The organism is Candidatus Poribacteria bacterium (assembly GCA_026706025.1).
Taxonomy (GTDB): domain Bacteria; phylum Poribacteria; class WGA-4E; order WGA-4E; family WGA-3G; genus WGA-3G.
In genome coordinates this window covers 13476-32331 of the sequence record JAPOZO010000009.1, presented here as the reverse complement: position 1 = coordinate 32331, position 18856 = coordinate 13476, and the positions used below count along the sequence as shown (strand labels likewise).

The following is an 18856-nucleotide window of genomic DNA, read 5'->3' as shown; positions in this document are numbered from 1 at the left end:
TAGCGTTATCTATCCTACCTTTTATATTTTTTCAAAGCGATTGAAGATCTTTTAAGCCGCTTGTGAATTAAGTTTTCCATGTAAGTTTTTGCGGTATCGCCACTTAATTGTTTTTTCAAGATAGGCACGACTTCAAATTCGGCTAACCTAAGCGTTGGGTTGAGCCCGTGCAGGGGCGGCAGCCAATCCCGAAACGTGTCGAAAAAAGCACGTTGTGCGGCACGACCATTTGTGTACGGGAAATCCGCAGTGTGTCGCCGGAAGCGTTCTGGTCCTTTTGCGAGGGCTGCAACATGATGTTGTTGACAAAACTGTTTGTATTTTACCGGCACATAACCGAGCGGGATATTTGCAGGATAAAACTGAAACGTCCGCTCCCGAAATTGTGTAAAATGTTGCAGTTCATCAAACTCAAAAATAAAATGATAAGGCTCAGGAAAATAGGCATCCGGAATCAGGTACCCATCGGCTTTTGCCGTTGTGCCTTCCCAGTCGCCTTGTAGTTCAGTGTAGAGCGACATTACCGCATCGTAATGCGCTCCGAAATGTTCACGACTCGGTTTGTTACGGAGCCAGTCAAACTGCGCGCGGCGTTCCGCTGTTGTTCCAAAGACCTCTTCTACCAATGCAATGATACCCACCTCTAACCGCATGAGATACCCGGATGCTTTTTATCTGTGGACGAATGGAGCATTCTTCAAAAGAGTTTGTGTCGATTTTATACGGGGTCAATATCCAGATCTTTTAGTGTATCCCCATTTGTTGTATTAATTAGGCTTGCGAGGTAATCTCGGTCGCGTTGGAGTGCCTCTAATTTGTTATCGCCGTGGACAAACTCGACTTCGAGGTAACCGTCATAATTAGCATTCTTGAGGATTTCAACGATTCGGGTGTAATTCACGACCCCATCGGCGATTGGACACGCTTTGCCGGTTTCGTCAAAATTTTGTGCATGGACGTTTGCGATGTGTGGCGCGAGTTTTTCAGCAGCGGCGTGTGGTTCGTCGGCGTCTGACCGTGTGAGGGGTTGATAGTAGGTTTTCAGCGCAGGCAGGTTAACCGCTTCAATTGTCTCTAAGATGGTTGCGGCGCTATCGGTGAGATGGTTGTTGTGCATTTCCAATCCGAGTTGGATATTGCGGAAATTTGCCCACTGTGTAATACTCACCAATCGAAAGAGGATCAGACGTTTATCGGCAGCGGGGATTGACCTTGAGGCACCACCACCCGACCATATTCGGACAAGGTCGGTGCCTAAGTCGTGCGCTATTTTAAAGGCTGCTTCAAAATGTTGTTGGTGGAGGTGCATTAAAGGATCAACATACGACCCGAACGCCGAGATAGTTAATCCTTTCCGTTGCGCCATTTCCCTGACGTTTTTGGCGTAGTTTTCGTCGTAGTCCTCGGGTAAATGCGGTGGTTTCCCCCAAAGTTCTATGCCATCAAAACCGTAATCCGCTGCAATGTCTATAACCTCTTCCAACGGTTTTTCCTGAAAAGCGATGGTGCATAAACCTAATTTCATAGTTTTCACCTATTATCTTTTATTATGTATAAATAGGATACCACAGGTTTGAACGGATTGCAAGAAAAGTTGCTTAACGAAGGCGAAGATGTAAAACCTTTGACACAATTTAACAGATATGCTATACTTGTCAAGATTTTTTATGTATACTGATGGATGTGTTGAGAGCGAAATAGTGTCCCAAATTTTAAAATCTCTTACAGTACATTGTTTATTGTTTTTTCTGATATTGATTTCGGGGTGTCCAGAGAGACAACAGCAGAACGAATTAAGCGTCTTCGCTGCAATCAGTTTGAAGGATGCACTCGCTGAGATCGGGGAAGCGTTTGCAGCTGAGCATCAGGTTAAAGTTTATTATAACTTCGCTGCCTCTACGACGTTACAACGCCAACTCGAAAAGGGAGCGTCAGGCGATGTCTTTATCTCCGCAAGTCCACGCCAGGTCGTTGCTCTGGAAACGAATGGGCTGCTTGAAGCCGCAAGTCGCCAAAATTTGTTAACAAACCGTTTAGTGCTTGTCTCTGATGAAGCAGTGGAAATCTCTGTGGAAACGCCGACTAATCTTGTTGTGCCTGAGATTTCGAGAATTGCGATCGGGCACCCAGATATAGTGCCGGCAGGGGCTTACGCGAAAGAAGCCTTGACTCACTTTGGATTATGGGAGGTGCTACACCCAAAGTTGATTTTCGGCACAGATGTACGGGCAACGCTCGCTTATGTCACCGCTGGAAATGTGGATATTGCTATTGTCTATAAAACCGATACAACCCTGACCGAGAATATAAACGTGCTTTATCAGGTACCACCTGAAGCATATACACCGATTATCTACCCGGCTGTTGTTATGAAGAGTAGCTTACGAAAACAATTCGCGCGTAGATTCATTACCTACCTACAGTCTATGGAGAGCGGTGAAATTTTTGAAAAACACGGATTTACCCTTTTGACATCAAAATGAGGATAACCGCTGCCGAAGTTGCTGCCCTCTCATTATCTATAAAAGTTGCGTTGATTAGCCTAATTGTGACGTTCCCGCTTGGATTACTGGTGGGTTGGCTACTCGCAAAACGTACATTTCCGGGAAAAGCTTTTCTGAATACACTCGTCATGTGTCCGTTGGTGTTACCGCCTATCGTAAGTGGGTATTTACTCCTTATTCTACTCGGGAAGAACGGACTCATCGGTGGATTTATCTATCAAGTTTTCGGTATAGAGATCGTTTTTTCCGAATTGGCTGTTGTTATTGCAGTCTCCATTATCTCATTTCCATTGTTAGTACGTGGTATCGTGACAGGGATGGAATCTGTGCCACTGGAGCTTGAAAGTGCGGCGCGGACGCTCGGTGCTTCACCCGTGAAAGTGTTTTGGACAATAACGTTCCCGATGGCGTATCGCGGTATTATCGGTGGAGCGATCCTCGGTTTTTCCAAAAGTCTTGGTGAGTTTGGGGCTACAATCATGGTGGCAGGCAACATTCCCGGCAAAACCCAAACGATGGCGTTGGCGATTTTCAGTGCTGTTCATCTCGGAGAAGATGTCGCTGTCTACCGACTGGTGTTCATTTCGACCGTTGTTGCCTTTGTTGCGCTCTGGTTAACGGAACGTTTCACCCTCCGTTAGGGATAAATAACGTTTTATTGACCTCAGTCCAGCAAGGAGAAAATATATGAATTTTGGAATATTTTTAGGAGTTATGGCGTGTGTACTACTCGTCTGGTATCTATATCGACGTTCCAAGAACGGGACACCTGAGGACACCGAGCATCAATCTGATGATACGGATGCGTATGAGGATATACTTTTGACCGGCGTAATGCTTAGTGACGTGTACGCCGATGACGACACCGCGTCTGACGACGTGGATTCTGATGGATATGATAGTATGGATGACAGCGGTGGATTTGATGACCGTGGGTTTGCGTAAAAGGATTCACTATGACAGATAGTACCAAAATCAGGCTCGATTTTCGCAAACGTCTCGGTGGTTTCACCTTGGAAGTCAATTGCACGCTGGAAGCGAAGGTTTCAGCATTTTTAGGACCGTCTGGGAGTGGTAAAAGCACGCTTCTCAACTGTATCAGCGGCACGCTGGCTCCTGATGAAGGTGAGATCGCTTTTGGAGACGAGATACTTTACGCGTCTGCTTCTGGAATTAATCTACCGCCTGAAAAACGACGCTTCGGATATGTCTTTCAAGAAGGGCACCTATTTCCGCATCTCACTGTTGCGCAGAATATCCGATATGGGCAACCTAAGCCACGAAAATCTTCAGCTGCGATAGATGTTCTGGAAATTGCCGAGTTTCTTCAGCGGTATCCAAGAGAACTCTCTGGGGGTCAACGTCAGCGGGTTGCAATCGCTCGCGCACTCGCTATGGAACCGCGGATGCTTCTGATGGATGAACCGCTTGCTTCCCTTGATAGTGCGCTCAAAGAGCGGATTATACCCTATCTGCACCACGTTAAAGATACTTTTGACATACCGATCCTTTATATCACTCACGCCTTTTCCGAGGCGATGGCATTGGCTGACGAAGCCTTCCTAATCGCTAATGGCGTAATTATGGCCAACGGTGAGCCGCACCGGTTGTTAACTGCCCCTACAGCGATGCCTATTGCACAATTGACGGGTGTTGAAAACACGCTATTCCTCTCTGTGACGGCTTCAGACAAGGCACGCGGTTTGACTTTGTTGGAAATCGGGGACCAATCTCTTGTGATTCCGTATACGGATGTTGGAATCGGTGAAATAGTCCCAGTCGCCGTTCGTGCTGAGGATATTATCATCTCGCTTGAACCGGATCTCTTGATTAGTGCCCGCAACATATTAAAAGGAACAATTCAGTATCTGGATGTCAAGAGCGAATACACATGGTTATCTATTCTTGTTGAATGGCATCACCTTGCCGTGAAAGTTACACACGCAGCGCGTAGGCAGCTGCAGCTGCGGGAGGGATCAGAAGTTTACTGTGTTATGAAGGCAAGTGCCATCAACCTCCTCTGGGATTAGCTCTCTTACGAGTGAAAAAACGGTAGGTGCTGTTTCCTAACAGAACCGGGTTTCTCAATTTTGCGTAAATCTTATTCTTAAAGCGACTGAAGCCGTTCCCAAAGTTCATCCACCTGCCTATGAAGTTCCTCAACCATCCCGTCATTTTCTATCACAACATCCGCATACTTAACTTTCTCCGTGACCGGCATTTGCGCATCAATCCGTGCTTGGACCTCAGTTTCGGTGAGCGGTCTCCCTTGCGCGATGCTGCGTTCTAACGTACGTCGCAGCTGCATCTCCGGTGATGCCGTCACAACGACAATGAGATCGACCGTATCATAAGCACCGGCTTCAATGAGGAGCGGCGCGTCCAATAACACGACGCACGTCGGATCGTCCGTGACAAGTTGACGTGCCTGTGCGCGTGAACGTTGGATAATCAGTGGATGTAGGATGCTGTTCAATCGTTCGCGTGCGGTTTTATCCTTAAAAACGATTGCCCCCAGTTTCTTCCGACTCACATCCCCAGATGCATCAAGGATATTCTGTCCAAATGCATCGGTCAGTTCGTCAATAACCGGACTGTCTGCCTTGAGGAGTTGGTGTCCGATTTCATCGGCATTAATCGGAATCGCCCCTTTTTCTGCAAGCAGCACTGAAACAGTCGTCTTTCCACATGCAATCCCGCCTGTAATTCCGACGATGGTGCCGCGTGCGCGGTCTGTTGTTGCTGTTTCCATATTATGGAGTGTATAGCATACATCGAAATTTGTCAAGGATAGCAGTCAGCAATTCAGGGCCATTCAATTTTAAGAAATTATTGGATTGGACATCCTTTTTCCAGAATCCGGTGCGAAATCTAGCGAAATCCAGCGAAAATTTCTGCGATTTTTTAAAAAACATAACATATATTAAGTATTATTACCTACGAGGAATACAATTGAATGACCCTGTCGGCAGTCAGTTATCGGTTATCAGAGGGAATAGTTATCAGTTATCAATATTAGAAGGTGTGCTAAAATTGCGAGGTTGATAACTTTATTAGAAGAAACACTCAAGCAAAAACACTTTACTGACTTTACGAACTTCTTTAACTGACTACTGACGACCCTTCCTTACTTTTGATTGACAGTGATGACTGCTCCTGCTATGATGTTAACCCACTACGTCTATTTTTATTTAGGAGCGCAAAATTTCTTATGGGAAGGTTAGAAGGCAAAGTCGCAATCGTAACAGGTGCTGGTAGAGGGCATGCCGAAGCCGTCGCCAGACGCTTTGCAAAAGAAGGCGCAGCGGTTTCTATCTGTGATGTTATCCCAGTGCAGGAGTTAGAGGCAAAGGTGGGTTCAGAGATTAGAGCCGACGGTGGAGACGTACTCTGTTCTGAAACTGACGTTTCACGAGAAGCACCCGTCAATGAGATGCTCGCTGCCACCATCGAAAAATTCGGCACCGTCAATATACTCGCCAACGTCGTCGGTATCGCTGGACCGACGAAAGATGTCTGGGATATGAGTTTGGAAGAATGGCGGCGCACACTTGAAGTCAATCTCGATTCGCTTTTCATCTGTTCTAAAGCCGTCCTGCCAGAGATGATCCGTAAGCAATATGGGAAAATCATCAACTTCAGTTCTGGGACAGGGAAACAGCCGCTTTCGCACAGAGCACCTTACGCAACTTCAAAGATGGGGGTTATCGGTTTCACACGTACACTCGCCGCCGATGTTGGGCGTTACAATATCAACGTCAACGCCATCTGTCCCGGTTGGCATACGGAGAGAAGTCTTGAACTCGCAAGGGGCAGAGCCGAATACATGAACAAACCCTTTGATGAAGACGCATTGCGCGAGCGGTACGGACAAACAAACCCCAAGAGCGTTATTGCCGGTAGATGGTGTGCCGATGAAGGCTATAGCGATAAGGGATCGGGGTCTGAAGATGCCGCAGCGTTAGCAGTCTTCCTCGCCTCAGATGATTCCGCCAACATGACAGGGCAGGACATCAACACCGGTGGCACGGTGATGTGGTAGTGAAAGTTTGGTGTTTATTACCTGAATATGAATTGATGGGGTAAACAAGATAAGGCGTGTTTTCTTAGTTAATTTTTCTTGAAATGAATTACTTCATTGATTTCTTATCATTTTCAATTTTACTGAAGGAGATGGAGAATAATTATGGAACAAAATCCGGAGACAGGAGGATTGGACGATTCCACCGACCTTGACGTTAAACTAACTGAAGTCCATTACAACCGTGCTTTTGGTTATCTAAAATTAGGTGAACTTGAATTGGCTACCGAAGCTGCTCAGGCTGCCTTAGAGATTAATCAAGATTATTCTCCTGCCTTATCCCTTTTGGACTTGATAACACAAGAATATTTTGTCATCGGACTTACCTCTATTAAGGAAAACAAGGTTAACGAAGCGATTCGTGCTTTCCAATTTGCTGTCACTATAGATCCATCTTTTGTAGACGCATACTATGAAATCGGGCGTGCTTACCTTTGGCAGGATGATTTAGATGAAGCTGAAAAGACTGCTATGATAGTTTTGGAACGTGGTTCTGAGTCAGCATACGATCTTTTGAATAGGATAAAGCAGGCATACTATGCTCGTGGACGTGAGTGTCTTGAGTGGAATGAATTAGTGAGTGCGAAGGTAGCAGTTGATGAAGCCTTAAGGCTCGATTCTGATTATAAGCCAGCGCACCATCTTTTGGAAAAGATAAAGTATGCCTATTATAATCGAGGTCTCAATTTTCTAGACCAAAATGAATATGATGCAGCAATTTCCGCTTTTGAAGGTCTTCTCGCAATAGATGCGGACTTTACGGAGGCATATTGTTGGATAGCCCGTGCGCACTTTATGCAGGACAAACTTGAGGCTGCTGGAAAAGCAGTTAGTGAAGCCTTACGTCTTAATTCCGATTATGAACCTGCCCGTGAACTTTTGAAAGATGTTAAGTATGCCTACTGTGACAGTGTGATCAATTTTCTAGAAAAAAATCAATATAGCACAGCAGCCATTTCTTTTGAAGACAGTTTGGCAGTGGATACAGATTATGTGGAAGCAAAATGGAAGAGTGCCCTTGCTTACCTTGAGCAGGCCGAATTAGAAGAGACAGAAAAAGTTATTAACGAAGTTTTAGGGTTTAGCTCAAACTATAGATTCAATTTAGATTATTGGTTTAGTTCAGATTGCGAGTTTGATTCAGACTATGGATTTGCCTGTGCACTTTTGGAGAAGATAAAGCACGTTTACTATGATCGAGGTATTACCGCCTTGAAGCGGAATCAATATGACGAAGCAATTATCAATCTTGAAAATGCTATTGCTATTGATGCAAGTTTTGCGGAAGCATACATCGAACTTCAGGTTGCGTATCTGGCGTTTGAGAATTGTTATCTTAAACAGTTAGAGATAGAAGAAGATATGGAAAAAAATAATATAATGAAGCGAACTTCAGAACACATTGAACTTCTGGCTCTATCAACTAAGTCAGCGGAAGAAGCAGTTTATTTAGGCGGTGAAACGGAGTTCTCGGGAAATTATAAAAAGAATTATGATGAATTAAGAAATTGGTTTCGTACCGTAGGTCGCTTCAAATTGTTAGACCGAGACGAAGAAGTTGAGTTGGCAAAACGAATTGAAGCAGGTAAAACAGAGTACGGTCATACAGGAGACGCGGAACTAGCAAGAGATCAGCTTGTACAAGCGAACTTACGACTCGTTATTTCTATCGCCCGTAAGTACTCTGGTATCAATTTCCCACTTGAAGACTTGGTTCAAGAAGGAAACATCGGGTTGATTAAGGCAGCAAGCAAGTTTGATTATCGGTGGGGACATAGATTCAGTTCTTATGCAAGTTGGTGGATTAAAAGTGCTATTATGCGTACGCTTAACAATTCCTCTCGTTCAATTCGACTTCCCACTTATTTTGGCGCAAGAATAGAGAAATTTGATGCTGTCTACGCAACATTGCGCCAAAAACTGCAGCGTGAACCCTATTGGGAGGAAATAGCAGAGGCTTTAGATCTGACGGTAAGACAAGTTGAAAAGATTTTAATGTCTAAAGTTGATGCAATTTCAATGGATGTACCGCTTAGTGATGGATGTTTCGGTGAGACATTAGGTGATTTGATAGGTGATTTAATCGAAGGTTCTACAATTAGTGAACAAGAGGGACCTATCGTAGATATGATTAACGAAGATTTAGTTGCTCATTTACTTAAAGAATTGCCAGAGCGCGAACAGAACGTACTAAAGATGCGTTTTGGACTCGAAGATGGAGAACGCAAGACCCTTCGCGAAATTAGCCCTGCCTTGGGGGTCACCCGGGAGCGGGTTCGACAACTCGAGATTGAGGCGATTAAACGATTACGCTTGTTGTATGACGAAATGGGAGAATTCTAATCAAATTATCGTTGGGCAGAGAAAACTGCTGGGTAGATGTCGCTCATGATAGACAACTATGAAGGATCTTTTGAAGGAAGAAAGTACTCGGAATCGAACCGTTTTGCTTACAGTATAGCAATGTTCCATTCTTTAGTCGTGTAGGGATGGCATGTGTAATAGCGGCCTGGTTTTCCATTCAGTTATCCTAATGCAGTGATATGTTCATGAATTCCGCTAATTCAGTTGACATTCCTTTGTTAAAATGCTATAATAATGTTAAGTAAAATTGATGCTATAATTAGAATTATCAGTCCGTGAAAGGGAACCTTCGTATCTCTGTCACTTGTATAAGGAAACACATGAACCAACAACCCACCAACAGCGAAGATACCATTACCACTCTATTCGTCGAAATCCTGATGCCAATGAGCGCGACATGGAATATCTACGAGCAAACCACGAGACCACTCGTTGAGAACCAGAGGAAACCAGATGTAATCATCCGTACAGTTGAACGATATCCAATAGCAGTCGAGGTGAAAATCGACAACAAACGCGGTCCCAATGAAACTGGTGAAAAGCAAGCACGCGAATATTACTTAGGCAAAACCCTCCGGACGACAGGTGAAACAATTGCCAGTGCAATAGCGATCCGCCTTTCATACAGATTTCGCAACATGCCACGCGACGAAATCCGCGAGAATTTAGAAGCGTCAAAAGATTTCGCGTATGCCCTCCTCAATGTTGAGGAACCACACAGATTTCCGAAAATAGGCTGGCTCTACGGCAGCATTGCCGACATCGCAACCGCTATCCGTATCGGTGCAACCCCTATCACCAAGATTGAGAGAGCTGCTGAAGTGCTGGAACAAGGTATCCATAATGCTGCTGTCATCGTCAATAGCGCAATTCAACACCGACCACATATCGGTAAGAGGATTGGGGAACTCCTTGTCCAAGAGCCTGGGGAACAGACAACGCAGATGGCAATGCTGATTATCAGCAACGCCTTGGTATTCCAAAGCTCCCTTGCGCGCAAGCCAGATTTGGAAACCGTCCCATCCCTCAGTGAACTCACTGCTGATTATGGGCAACTCAATTCAGACGAAGTCCTCCGCGCATGGCGGGAAATCCAAAAGGTTAACTACGCCCCGATTTTCAACGTCGCCTACAATCTCGTCGAAACACTCGCTGCCGATGATAGGTTGGTTGGCGAAGTGTTGAGTGTGCTACGCGATACCGCCCGCGAATTAGAGAGAATGGGACTCGCCCAAGAACACGAACTTGCTGGCATTGTATTCCAGAAACTCATTGACAATCGGAAAATTCTCAAGGCAAATTATACTCGTCCGGAATCCTCTGCACTCCTTTGTGCCCTTGCCTTACCGGAACTCAAAAGCGATCCGAAGAAACTGAAGATCGCGGATTTCGCCTGCGGTACCGGTTCACTCCTCAACGGTGTCTATCAACGCCTGCTGATGCTTTACGAGCAGGCGGGCGGTAAAGGCGAAGCCATCCATCAGGACATGATGGAGAATAATCTCGTCGGGTGTGACATCCTACCGAACGCAGCACATCTGACCGCTTCTATCATTGCCAGCACCTATCCGGATGTCCGTATCGGTGGCACGCGCATCCACACGATGCCTTACGGCACCCCGCGTGCAGATGGACTTTACGCTATCGGTGCCCTCAATCTGCTCAGTGACCCAGCGGGGACGCTCCCGTTGACCTTAGATACAACAGAAACCGCTACTGGACAAGGGACTGAAACGACTGACCTTAGGGATGCATTCAGACATGGCGAATTTGACATCGTTATCCAAAATCCACCGTATACCCGTAGTGGTGCTGATAGCAACTCAAATCTACCTAAGAGTATTTTCGCCGACAAAAAGGAAGCATCGGCAATGCAAGCATCACGAAGGGCACAGGGACGGCGGCTCGGAGGCAACAATCCTGGAGCGGGTCCCGATTTTGTCGATTTGGCAGACAGAATGCTAAAGCGAAACGGTAGAATGGCATTTGTGCTACCTGTCACAGCGATTATGGGAAGTAGTTGGCAAAACGTCCGAAAATTGTGGGCGGAGGAGTATCACGATGTTCTTGTCATCACGATTGCTGATGCTCTCACTCAGAATTGTGCATTCTCAGCGGATACCAATATGGCAGAGTGTCTCGTTATCGCAACGAAGAGAAAATCAAAGAACACTGGGCGTGCGACTTTTGTATGCCTTGAACGTTGTCCTGATGGTGAACTGGAAGCTCAAGAAATCGCAAAGGTTATTTATGGAATCAACTGTGTTCACCAACTTGAGGATGGTATTAATAGAGGCAACCCTATTCACATTGGTGATGATGTTATCGGGTTCGTCATTTCTGCCCCCTTGACTTCTGGTGCAGTAGGATGGCCTATATCCCGCGTTAGAGACATAACGACGATTCAATCGGCATATCAACTCACGAATGGACGGTTGCAACTGCCTCGACAGAAAGCCGTTATCGACTTACCGATCTGTCTTCTCTCAGATGTTGCTCAATTTGGGGCAGACCATCGGGATATCCATGATCCGGGAAAGCGTGGCGCGTTTGATATTGAAGACGGATGTCCTGATACTGCTGAATATCCGTGCTTGTGGCATCTCAATAGCAAGGCGCAGCGGTCAATGGTTGTATTACCCGATGCCCACGCGTTCATTCGTTCGCATGCAGAAACAAAGGCACGGGAGATACTCGAACGTAATAGTAGAGTCCATTTCAACATAGACTTACGATTCAATTCACACTCTTTGTTAGTGGCTTTTACAGAACAAAAGGCTATTGGTGTTGATTCAATGCCAAACATTGTTTTTAAAGAGAAACGGATTTATGATTACGTTGGGGCCTTATGGGGCAATTCTACATTAGGTCTATTATGCTATTGGTTAATTTGTGGGAAGCAACAAGCAGGTCGAGGTAGAAGTTCAAAAGCGGCCTTGGAATCAATGTCCACGCTGGATGTCCGTCAACTCTCTGATGAAGCACTCACCACTGCCGAGTGTGTTTTCAATGAACTGAAGGATCAAAAGATGTTGCCGTTCAACCAGATGGACGAGGATCCAGTGCGTCATGAATTAGATCGGTTGTTGTTATCAGAAATGCTTGGTATTACGGAGGTGGAGCGTCCTGATGTGCATGAAGGACTTGCGCTGCTTCGCAAAATGCTATGTCAAGAACCGAGTATTCACGGTGGGAAGAAGTCGAAGGTTAAGCTGGATGCCGGTTAGCCTTATTTCAGATATTGCCGGTCAGGATATTCAGGCACATAACAACAGTTCCAGAGCAGTTATAACACGCGTCCGAAATTGGCTCCGCGCTGCCTCAAGACGTGAAGCAATTCCAAGTGGAGGCATTGTTTGGGAACGTTACCAAAAATTTAAGGAAAAATTGCCTCAAATGGCAAAAGAGGGGCAGCTAATAGTTGAAGAGTTGATATTTAATGATTATACTTTGTTGGTAGCACAATGGTTGGAAAATGAGGGGAATTAGCATAGTAAAACAGTTCAAGGGGGTGGTTAAAGTGGCAAGAGGGCGCACCATCAAATATTCTCTTGTTGGCGAAAGCTGATGAAGAGTTGAGATAGGAACCAACACGCCAAGCATCTCTACGAACAATCTATAAACATATGGAAGGACTCTAATGTGTAAGGATCCAGTGGAAGACATTCGACAAGCCAAAGCACGTCTCGTCTCTATCTTCGGGGACTTGGAAACCTATATGGAATTCATGATGCGGCGACAGAAAAAGCGAATGAAACAAGGCGTGAAATACGCCGATTTCTGCACATCTCGCAGCAAGGAACCCAAAATGCCTACCTCCTAAGCATTGCCAAGTCACTTTTCTTGTTCGATAAAAAAGCAGTAGGCATTTCCTTCTCTTTTTAATATACATAACACATAATAACTTTTTTTAGTTATGTAATAATAGTATAAACTCCGCCATCCAATGTGCAGCGGATCACATCCTAACAAGGTAACAACAGGCAGGAAAACAACAATCCGATAACCTTAGACGAATCAACAAAAAATTCACAGTAACTCGTTCTAAGTGCCAAAAATAGAAACACCCGTAAACACATACCACCACTAAGTTTGTAAGCAAAACTACCAGAACCCTAAAACCCTAATTTCACAGGTATGAAAAAAATAACAGGATTCACAATACCGTGAAAACTTATGCCCCACCTGACTCCGTGGCGGTCCTTATACAGATTTTTAAGATCCTTACTGTGAAATTTCATAACTTTCATAGAAACGCTGACAACAATTGACAAAATATTTACACACCCATGAAAGGAAAACTGAAAACTTCTTGACATTTCCCTGAACTTCTGCTAAGATAGATGACGCGAGACAAAAAATGGAAGGAGCAAATTCAGTGGCACAAGAAACAGTTAAAGTCGGTATCATCGGTGCGGGTGGGAATACGAGATCACGGCATATTCCGGGATTGCAAGCGATCGAAGGTGTTGAGATTATTGGGGTCTGCAATCGGAGTCAGGAATCTTCACAACGGGTGGCGGATGCGTTCGGTATTCCGAAAACCTACGGCAATTGGCAGGACGCTATCGCGGATCCAGATACGAATGCGATTGTCATCGGGACATGGCCCTATATGCACTGCCAGGCAACCGTAGGAGCACTTCGGGCAGATAAGCACGTGATGTGCGAAGCACGGATGGCAATGAACGCCAAAGAAGCACATATCATGCGCATAGCATCGTGTCAAAAAACACATCTCATCGCGCAGATTGTCCCTTCGCCAATGACGCTAAGGGTGGATAACACCATAAAACGACTCATCGCGGAAGGCTATATCGGGGATGTGCTCGCTATTGAAGCACGCGCAGGCGGAGCATTTCTGGACAGCGAATCACCGCTCCAGTGGCGGCAAGATTTTGATCTCAGTGGACTTAACATCATGAGCATGGGCATTTGGTATGAAGCGTTGATGCGTTGGGTCGGAGAAGCGACACAGATTATGGCGATGGGTAAGACGTTCGTCAAGATGCGTTCGGATGCTAATGGCGTGATGCGTGCCGTTCGGATTCCTGAACATATTGATGTTATTGGGGATCTCGCATGTGGTGCGCAGCTGCATATACAGGTCTCTACTGTGGCAGGGTTGGCAGGGGCACCGGAGGTTTATGTCTTTGGAAGCAACGGAACTTTACGCTTTTCAGGAAATAAACTCTACGGCGGTCAGAATGGCGATGCCGAACTGAGCGAAATTGATATACCGGATACAGAGGCTGGTGGATGGCGCGTGGAGGAAGAATTTGTGAACGCTATCCGTGGTAATGAGGTGATTACGCATACGGATTTTGACACGGGTGTGAAGTATATGGAGTTTACGGAGGCAGTCACGCGGAGTATGCAGTCCGGGACAGCGATTACTTTGCCGCTTCATGTTTAGCGTCGGTTACGGCGCAACGGCGTGTGCCTACTACTTTGGGAAGGGAGGAACACTTGACATTAGGAGAGCTTTTTAATCTTTGCCAAGATATTGAACTGCGACAAGCAAAACTTTATGCTGCGCTCTCATTACGTTTGGGAAGCGTTGACGAGCGGATCGCACGCTTTTGGGAGCAGATGAGCACCGAAGAGTGGCAGCACTATATCCTTGTGGATTTCGGACGTTCTTTATGCGTTGATGCCTTCGGAATTGATTCGCCCGTAACGGAGTTATCGGATGTCCCCGTTCAGCAAATTACCGACGCGTTGGATGTGCATGAGCGGAAGGTAGATAGCGGAGAGATTTCACTGGATGAAGCCTTTGCGATTGCGATTGCGATTGAGGGCAGTGAAGCCGATACGATCTATATGCACCTGCTCTCTATCATGCGAAAAGCGATTGAGCAGAGCGATCAACCTTATCTGATTGATCGTATAGTGCAAGTAGAGAAGGATATGGTTTCGCACGTAGATGGACTCGTTCAGGCGACGCAAAAGTTTGCGAAGGATGCTAACCTAATTCGGAAAGCGCATCGCTTAAAGGCAGCGCACGGTTGAACTGTCGGAGGGGTTTGTAACCTTGATGCTATAGATGGGCCCTACGAATGTTGCGCATTGCACAGGAGATTTCCGGCTTGTTCGCAGGCGACTTGTTCTAACTGCAGCGTGGTGTGGCTGATGCCGAAATGTGCTTGCAATTCACCGTTGATCTGTTCAAGAATGCGATCGGGTGCTAAGGTAGTGTTTTCGTCAACCACAACATGGGCACTCAGCGCACAATAGTTGGAGCATAGCGACCAGATGTGCAGGTCGTGGATATCTTTGACCGGTTCTAAACTACGGAGATGTGTGGCGACGGTGTCGGCGTCTGCATTTCGTGGTGAATTTTCGAGCAGAATATGCACCGCCTCTCTCGTCACATTTACAGCACCGAAGAGAATAATCCCACCGATAAGGAAACTCAAGATTGCATCAATCGGAGACCACCCTGTCCAAAAAATAATCGCGCCTCCGATGACGACAGCAACGGAGGAGAGTGTATCCCCGATTACATGGAGCATTGCGCTTCGGACGTTGAGGTTTCCGTGACTCTCACCGTGCAGCTTCCATAAGATGAGCAAATTTCCGACAAGGCCGAGACACGCCACAATAAACATTCCAGTCACTTTTATCTCTGTTGGTGACATGTATCTTTGATAGGCTTCATAGAAAATCCAACCGGAGATTGCTATGAGGGACACGCCGTTCACGAAAGCAGCGAAGACTTCGGCGCGATGATACCCATAGGTCCGGGAAGAGGTGGCAGGACGTGTGGAGAGATAGATCGCTAACCAGCTGATAAGAAGCGAAGCCACATCCGAAAACACATGTGCCGCATCACTGAGCAGCGCAAGGCTCCCCGACCAGATGCCGCCGATGAGTTCGCCAAGGAAGACGCAAAATGTGATAAGCACAGCAAACTTGAATTTCTTCTGTAGATGGGTCTGATGGCTATGCTCGTGCGCTTCGCCGTGATGGTGATGATGCTGGTGGTTGTGGTTATGCAAAGTGTCTCCCTATAAGCGGAACGGGACCAAGGTCCTATGACTGTTTTCGTTTAGTCGGAGTCGGTAGACTTTCGCTTTGATTCCTTACTTGTATCGGTTTTCTTTTCTTTTTTCTCGCTTTTGTCTGATGAACTTTTATCCGACGCCCCGTCTTTATCTTTCTTCGCTGATTCTTTGTAACCGTCACTTCGGTAATCGGTAGCATAAAATCCTGATCCTTTGAAAATCAGACCTGCCCCTGCCCCGATGAGCCGTTTCACTTTCCCGCCGCACTCAGGACATTCCTCAAGTGCGGGTGCCGTGATGCCTTGAAACTTCTCGAATCGGACATCACACGCGAGACACTTATAGTCGTATGTGGGCATGCTCAGTTTTCCTCCTTTTTTGTTTTCTTTTGATGTAGGAGCGAGTTGTGCTCGCGATTCCTTACGATTTCTACGTCGGACTAAAAAGTTGGTTGATAAAAAGCGTGTATTCTGATAAATTTTAATCGTTACAAGTGTAAAAGTCAAGTCAATTTTTGTAAACTGGAGTTTTTATGTTTCGTCTCCCGATTGATGCTGAAAGTTTCCCGCTCGGTAAGGGACCGATGGTAATGTTGGTGCTCTTTCTCATCTCCACGCTTTTCATCTTTGGACGTTCCGAGGAACAGGGTGAAGATCTGGAGTTTTGGATTTTTGCAAACACGCACTACGAAGAATACCAGCCACGCGTCCCGATTTTTGAGGCACAAAATCCGGGAGTCAACGTCCGGCTCATCAATTTCGGTGGCACGATGCACGATAAACTCCTCGCTGCCATGCTATCCAATTTTGGTGCCCCGGATCTCGTTGAGGTGGAAATTACATCCATCGGTCGGTTTCTCAAAGGGGCAATCGACGAGGTCGGATTTGTTGATCTGCGTCCGCGTTTAGAAAACGAGGGGTGGATGGACAAGTTGGTCGTCAGTCGGTTCACACCGTGGTCCTACCGAGGACGGATTTACGGCATCCCGCACGATCTGCACCCTGTGGTGCTTCTTTACCGGGACGACCTCTTTAAAGCGTCAGGTGTTGAGATGACGGCGGTTGAAACGTGGGATGACTTCATCGCTGCTGGGAAAAAAGCGACGCGCGATCTTGATGGCGATGGTGAGGTTGATCAGTACGCGATTGTGTTAGATCGGCGGACAGAAAGCGATTATTTTAGTTTGCTCCTCCAACAGGGGGGTGGTTTTTTTGACGAGGAAGGCAACGTTATTATTGACAGTGAACTCGCCATTGAGACCTTAGAATTTTTCACAGCACTCTTCAACGAACATAAAATCGCGACACCCGTATACGGGACATGGCACGGTGACCCGAGCAACTTCGCCGCGATGCAGGACGGTAAGATTCTCTCTATTCTCGCACCCGATTGGTACGTCGGTATCCTCAAAAGTCAGGTGCCGCAGATGTCTGGCAAGTGGAAGGCGATTGGTATGCCAGCGTGGCATCCCGGGGGCAGACGGACGACGACGCGCGGTGGCACGATGGTCGGGATTACGAAGCAGTCCAAAAACCCTGACCGCGCATGGGAACTGCTCAAGTTTACCTATTTTGATAGATCCGGTCTCGTCAATCGGTATGAGACGACACGGATTATCCCGCCTCTCAAGTCCGCATGGGATGCCCCTGTCTTCAAGGAACCTGATGTTTACTTGGGCGGGCAACCGCTTGGCGAGTTATTTATTCAACTCGCTCCGGATTTACCGCCACGCTATCAGAACCCTTACTGGTCAGAGGGAGCGGACCTGCTCAACGATGCGATCTTTGCTGCAGTAACAGAAAAACAGACACCGAGGGAGGCGTTAACAGACCTCGCCGAGAAGGTGCGCACCCTTATGGGAAAAGATAGAGGTAGATGGGGAGAGATGTAACGCTTTAGCGATGCCCGTTTTTCCAGACCCGTTAGGTGCGGTTTGTAACCGCATCGGATAGGTGAAATACCCGCTGCATGTAGGATTTTACGATAAAGAAAGTATTTATGCAAACGAAACGAACAAAGAACCTATTTTGGAATCAACAGCAGAAAATTGCGCCCTATCTCTTTATCGCGCCGTTTTACATATTATTTCTCGTCTTTATGGGGTATCCGCTTATTTCGTCCCTTGTGATGAGTCTCTATGAGATGCGTGGGTTCCAAAGCCGGATATTTGTCGGTTTCGGTAACTTCACAGACCTGTTCCGCGATCCTATCTTTTGGAAATCACTTCGGAATACCGCCTATTTTGCTGTAGGTACGCTCATACTCCAATTGCCGATTGCTTTATTGCTGGCGATTCTACTCAACTCCAAGTTCGTCAAGGGGAAAAATGTCCTGAGACTCGCCTTTTTTGCGCCGGTACTGGTTGCCGGTGTCTTCGTTGCGATTATCTTTAATCTTGTCTACGACCAGCGTGCAGGCTTGGTCAACCAAGAATTCGTCCTCTTTGGGAAGGAGATCGGTTGGCTAAACGAGGAGAATTACGTGATGCCTGCTGTTATCCTGACAGGCGTTTGGCAGTGGGCAGGGTTCAACATGATCTATTTCTTGGCGGGTCTACAAGGGATCCGACAGGAGTTATACGAAGCGGCAGCGGTTGACGGTGCGAACTGGTGGCAGGCGTTCGTCCATATCACGCTGCCTTCGCTACGACCTGTGATAGCCTTCGTTGTCGTCGTGTCTATGATTGGATCGCTTCAACTCTTTGATCTTCCATTCATTTTGACAAACGGGGGTGAACCTGCGGATGCGGGGTCAACGATCGTGATGTATCTCTATAAAAACGGTTTTCAGTTCATGCGTCTCGGCTATGCGGCGACAATCGGCTGGGTGCTCTTTTTCATTATTGCTGTTATCTCAATCGTACAATTGAAATTGCTCGGTATCTTCCGGGATGAATAGTA

The 18856-nt window shown here is 46.5% G+C and carries 18 protein-coding genes; 13 read left to right on the top strand and 5 right to left on the bottom strand.

Annotated elements, in window-relative coordinates; genetic code table 11:
• Positions 1-14: 14 nt before the first annotated feature.
• Together OXH00_02005 and OXH00_02000 are read right to left on the bottom strand one after the other, a co-directional pair.
• Positions 15-653, bottom strand: coding sequence for a hypothetical protein (locus OXH00_02005; protein MCY3739774.1), 639 nt, complete (start codon positions 651-653; stop codon positions 15-17).
• A gap of 65 nt (positions 654-718) precedes the next feature.
• Positions 719-1525 (bottom strand): sugar phosphate isomerase/epimerase, encoded by an 807-nt coding sequence (locus tag OXH00_02000; protein ID MCY3739773.1) that lies wholly within the window; start codon positions 1523-1525, stop codon positions 719-721.
• Between the two features lie 214 nt (positions 1526-1739).
• On the opposite strand from OXH00_02000, the gene modA reads away from it, so the two are divergent.
• The 4 genes from modA to modC are packed head-to-tail and all read left to right on the top strand — an operon-like array spanning position 1740 to position 4534.
• A complete protein-coding gene (gene modA, locus OXH00_01995) occupies positions 1740-2483 on the top strand; it encodes a molybdate ABC transporter substrate-binding protein (GenBank protein MCY3739772.1) in 744 nt (247 codons plus the stop codon).
• Positions 2480-3145: a molybdate ABC transporter permease subunit gene (gene modB / locus OXH00_01990; GenBank protein MCY3739771.1), complete on the top strand. Its 666-nt coding sequence runs from the start codon at positions 2480-2482 to the stop codon at positions 3143-3145. The genes modA and modB overlap by 4 nt, the downstream gene beginning before the upstream one ends.
• A 46-nt stretch (positions 3146-3191) precedes the next feature.
• The gene (locus OXH00_01985; GenBank protein ID MCY3739770.1) at positions 3192-3449 is read left to right on the top strand and encodes a hypothetical protein; all 258 of its coding nucleotides are present in this window, start codon (positions 3192-3194) and stop codon (positions 3447-3449) included.
• Positions 3450-3460: 11 nt separating this feature from the next.
• Positions 3461-4534: a molybdenum ABC transporter ATP-binding protein gene (gene modC, locus OXH00_01980; protein ID MCY3739769.1), complete on the top strand. Its 1074-nt coding sequence runs from the start codon at positions 3461-3463 to the stop codon at positions 4532-4534.
• Positions 4535-4611: 77 nt separating this feature from the next.
• Here the strand turns inward: modC and coaE are convergent, their stop codons facing one another.
• Positions 4612-5256, bottom strand: a complete 645-nt coding sequence (gene coaE, locus OXH00_01975) for a dephospho-CoA kinase (protein ID MCY3739768.1) — start codon at positions 5254-5256, stop codon at positions 4612-4614.
• Positions 5257-5715: 459 nt separating this feature from the next.
• On the opposite strand from coaE, the gene OXH00_01970 reads away from it, so the two are divergent.
• The 7 genes from OXH00_01970 (at position 5716) to OXH00_01940 (ending at position 14961) form a co-directional block, all read left to right on the top strand.
• Positions 5716-6546 carry an SDR family NAD(P)-dependent oxidoreductase gene (locus OXH00_01970; GenBank protein ID MCY3739767.1) on the top strand — a complete coding sequence of 277 codons (831 nt, stop codon included), beginning with the start codon at positions 5716-5718 and terminating at the stop codon, positions 6544-6546.
• A gap of 144 nt (positions 6547-6690) precedes the next feature.
• Positions 6691-8928 carry a sigma-70 family RNA polymerase sigma factor gene (locus OXH00_01965; GenBank protein ID MCY3739766.1) on the top strand — a complete coding sequence of 746 codons (2238 nt, stop codon included), beginning with the start codon at positions 6691-6693 and terminating at the stop codon, positions 8926-8928.
• Between the two features lie 341 nt (positions 8929-9269).
• Positions 9270-12176, top strand: a complete 2907-nt coding sequence (locus OXH00_01960; GenBank protein ID MCY3739765.1) for a hypothetical protein — start codon at positions 9270-9272, stop codon at positions 12174-12176.
• Entirely contained in the window at positions 12166-12438 is a 273-nt protein-coding gene (locus tag OXH00_01955) for a hypothetical protein (GenBank protein MCY3739764.1), read from the top strand. Before OXH00_01960 ends, OXH00_01955 begins: the two co-directional genes overlap by 11 nt.
• A 151-nt stretch (positions 12439-12589) precedes the next feature.
• Positions 12590-12772, top strand: coding sequence for a hypothetical protein (locus OXH00_01950; protein MCY3739763.1), 183 nt, complete (start codon positions 12590-12592; stop codon positions 12770-12772).
• 555 nt (positions 12773-13327) lie between these two features.
• Entirely contained in the window at positions 13328-14365 is a 1038-nt protein-coding gene (locus OXH00_01945; GenBank protein MCY3739762.1) for a Gfo/Idh/MocA family oxidoreductase, read from the top strand.
• Between the two features lie 53 nt (positions 14366-14418).
• A complete protein-coding gene (locus OXH00_01940) occupies positions 14419-14961 on the top strand; it encodes a hypothetical protein (protein MCY3739761.1) in 543 nt (180 codons plus the stop codon).
• Between the two features lie 41 nt (positions 14962-15002).
• Here the strand turns inward: OXH00_01940 and OXH00_01935 are convergent, their stop codons facing one another.
• The gene (locus OXH00_01935) at positions 15003-15950 is read right to left on the bottom strand and encodes a cation diffusion facilitator family transporter (GenBank protein MCY3739760.1); all 948 of its coding nucleotides are present in this window, start codon (positions 15948-15950) and stop codon (positions 15003-15005) included.
• Positions 15951-16000: 50 nt separating this feature from the next.
• Positions 16001-16315, bottom strand: coding sequence for a zinc ribbon domain-containing protein (locus tag OXH00_01930; GenBank protein MCY3739759.1), 315 nt, complete (start codon positions 16313-16315; stop codon positions 16001-16003).
• Between the two features lie 173 nt (positions 16316-16488).
• On the opposite strand from OXH00_01930, the gene OXH00_01925 reads away from it, so the two are divergent.
• The gene (locus OXH00_01925) at positions 16489-17847 is read left to right on the top strand and encodes a sugar ABC transporter substrate-binding protein (GenBank protein ID MCY3739758.1); all 1359 of its coding nucleotides are present in this window, start codon (positions 16489-16491) and stop codon (positions 17845-17847) included.
• Positions 17848-17954: 107 nt separating this feature from the next.
• Positions 17955-18854: a sugar ABC transporter permease gene (locus OXH00_01920; GenBank protein MCY3739757.1), complete on the top strand. Its 900-nt coding sequence runs from the start codon at positions 17955-17957 to the stop codon at positions 18852-18854.
• The last annotated feature ends 2 nt before the right edge of the window (positions 18855-18856 follow it).

Bases quoted from the DNA above. Each gene is read 5' to 3' on its own strand.
- OXH00_02005 (MCY3739774.1), bottom strand. From the start codon at position 653: ATGCGGTTAGAGGTGGGTATCATTGCATTGGTAGAAGAGGTCTTTGGA.
- OXH00_02000 (MCY3739773.1), bottom strand. From the start codon at position 1,525: ATGAAATTAGGTTTATGCACCATCGCTTTTCAGGAAAAACCGTTGGAA.
- modB (MCY3739771.1), top strand. From the start codon at position 2,480: ATGAGGATAACCGCTGCCGAAGTTGCTGCCCTCTCATTATCTATAAAA.
- OXH00_01985 (MCY3739770.1), top strand. From the start codon at position 3,192: ATGAATTTTGGAATATTTTTAGGAGTTATGGCGTGTGTACTACTCGTC.
- modC (MCY3739769.1), top strand. From the start codon at position 3,461: ATGACAGATAGTACCAAAATCAGGCTCGATTTTCGCAAACGTCTCGGT.
- coaE (MCY3739768.1), bottom strand. From the start codon at position 5,256: ATGGAAACAGCAACAACAGACCGCGCACGCGGCACCATCGTCGGAATT.
- OXH00_01970 (MCY3739767.1), top strand. From the start codon at position 5,716: ATGGGAAGGTTAGAAGGCAAAGTCGCAATCGTAACAGGTGCTGGTAGA.
- OXH00_01965 (MCY3739766.1), top strand. From the start codon at position 6,691: ATGGAACAAAATCCGGAGACAGGAGGATTGGACGATTCCACCGACCTT.
- OXH00_01960 (MCY3739765.1), top strand. From the start codon at position 9,270: ATGAACCAACAACCCACCAACAGCGAAGATACCATTACCACTCTATTC.
- OXH00_01955 (MCY3739764.1), top strand. From the start codon at position 12,166: ATGCCGGTTAGCCTTATTTCAGATATTGCCGGTCAGGATATTCAGGCA.
- OXH00_01950 (MCY3739763.1), top strand. From the start codon at position 12,590: ATGTGTAAGGATCCAGTGGAAGACATTCGACAAGCCAAAGCACGTCTC.
- OXH00_01930 (MCY3739759.1), bottom strand. From the start codon at position 16,315: ATGCCCACATACGACTATAAGTGTCTCGCGTGTGATGTCCGATTCGAG.
- OXH00_01925 (MCY3739758.1), top strand. From the start codon at position 16,489: ATGTTTCGTCTCCCGATTGATGCTGAAAGTTTCCCGCTCGGTAAGGGA.
- OXH00_01920 (MCY3739757.1), top strand. From the start codon at position 17,955: ATGCAAACGAAACGAACAAAGAACCTATTTTGGAATCAACAGCAGAAA.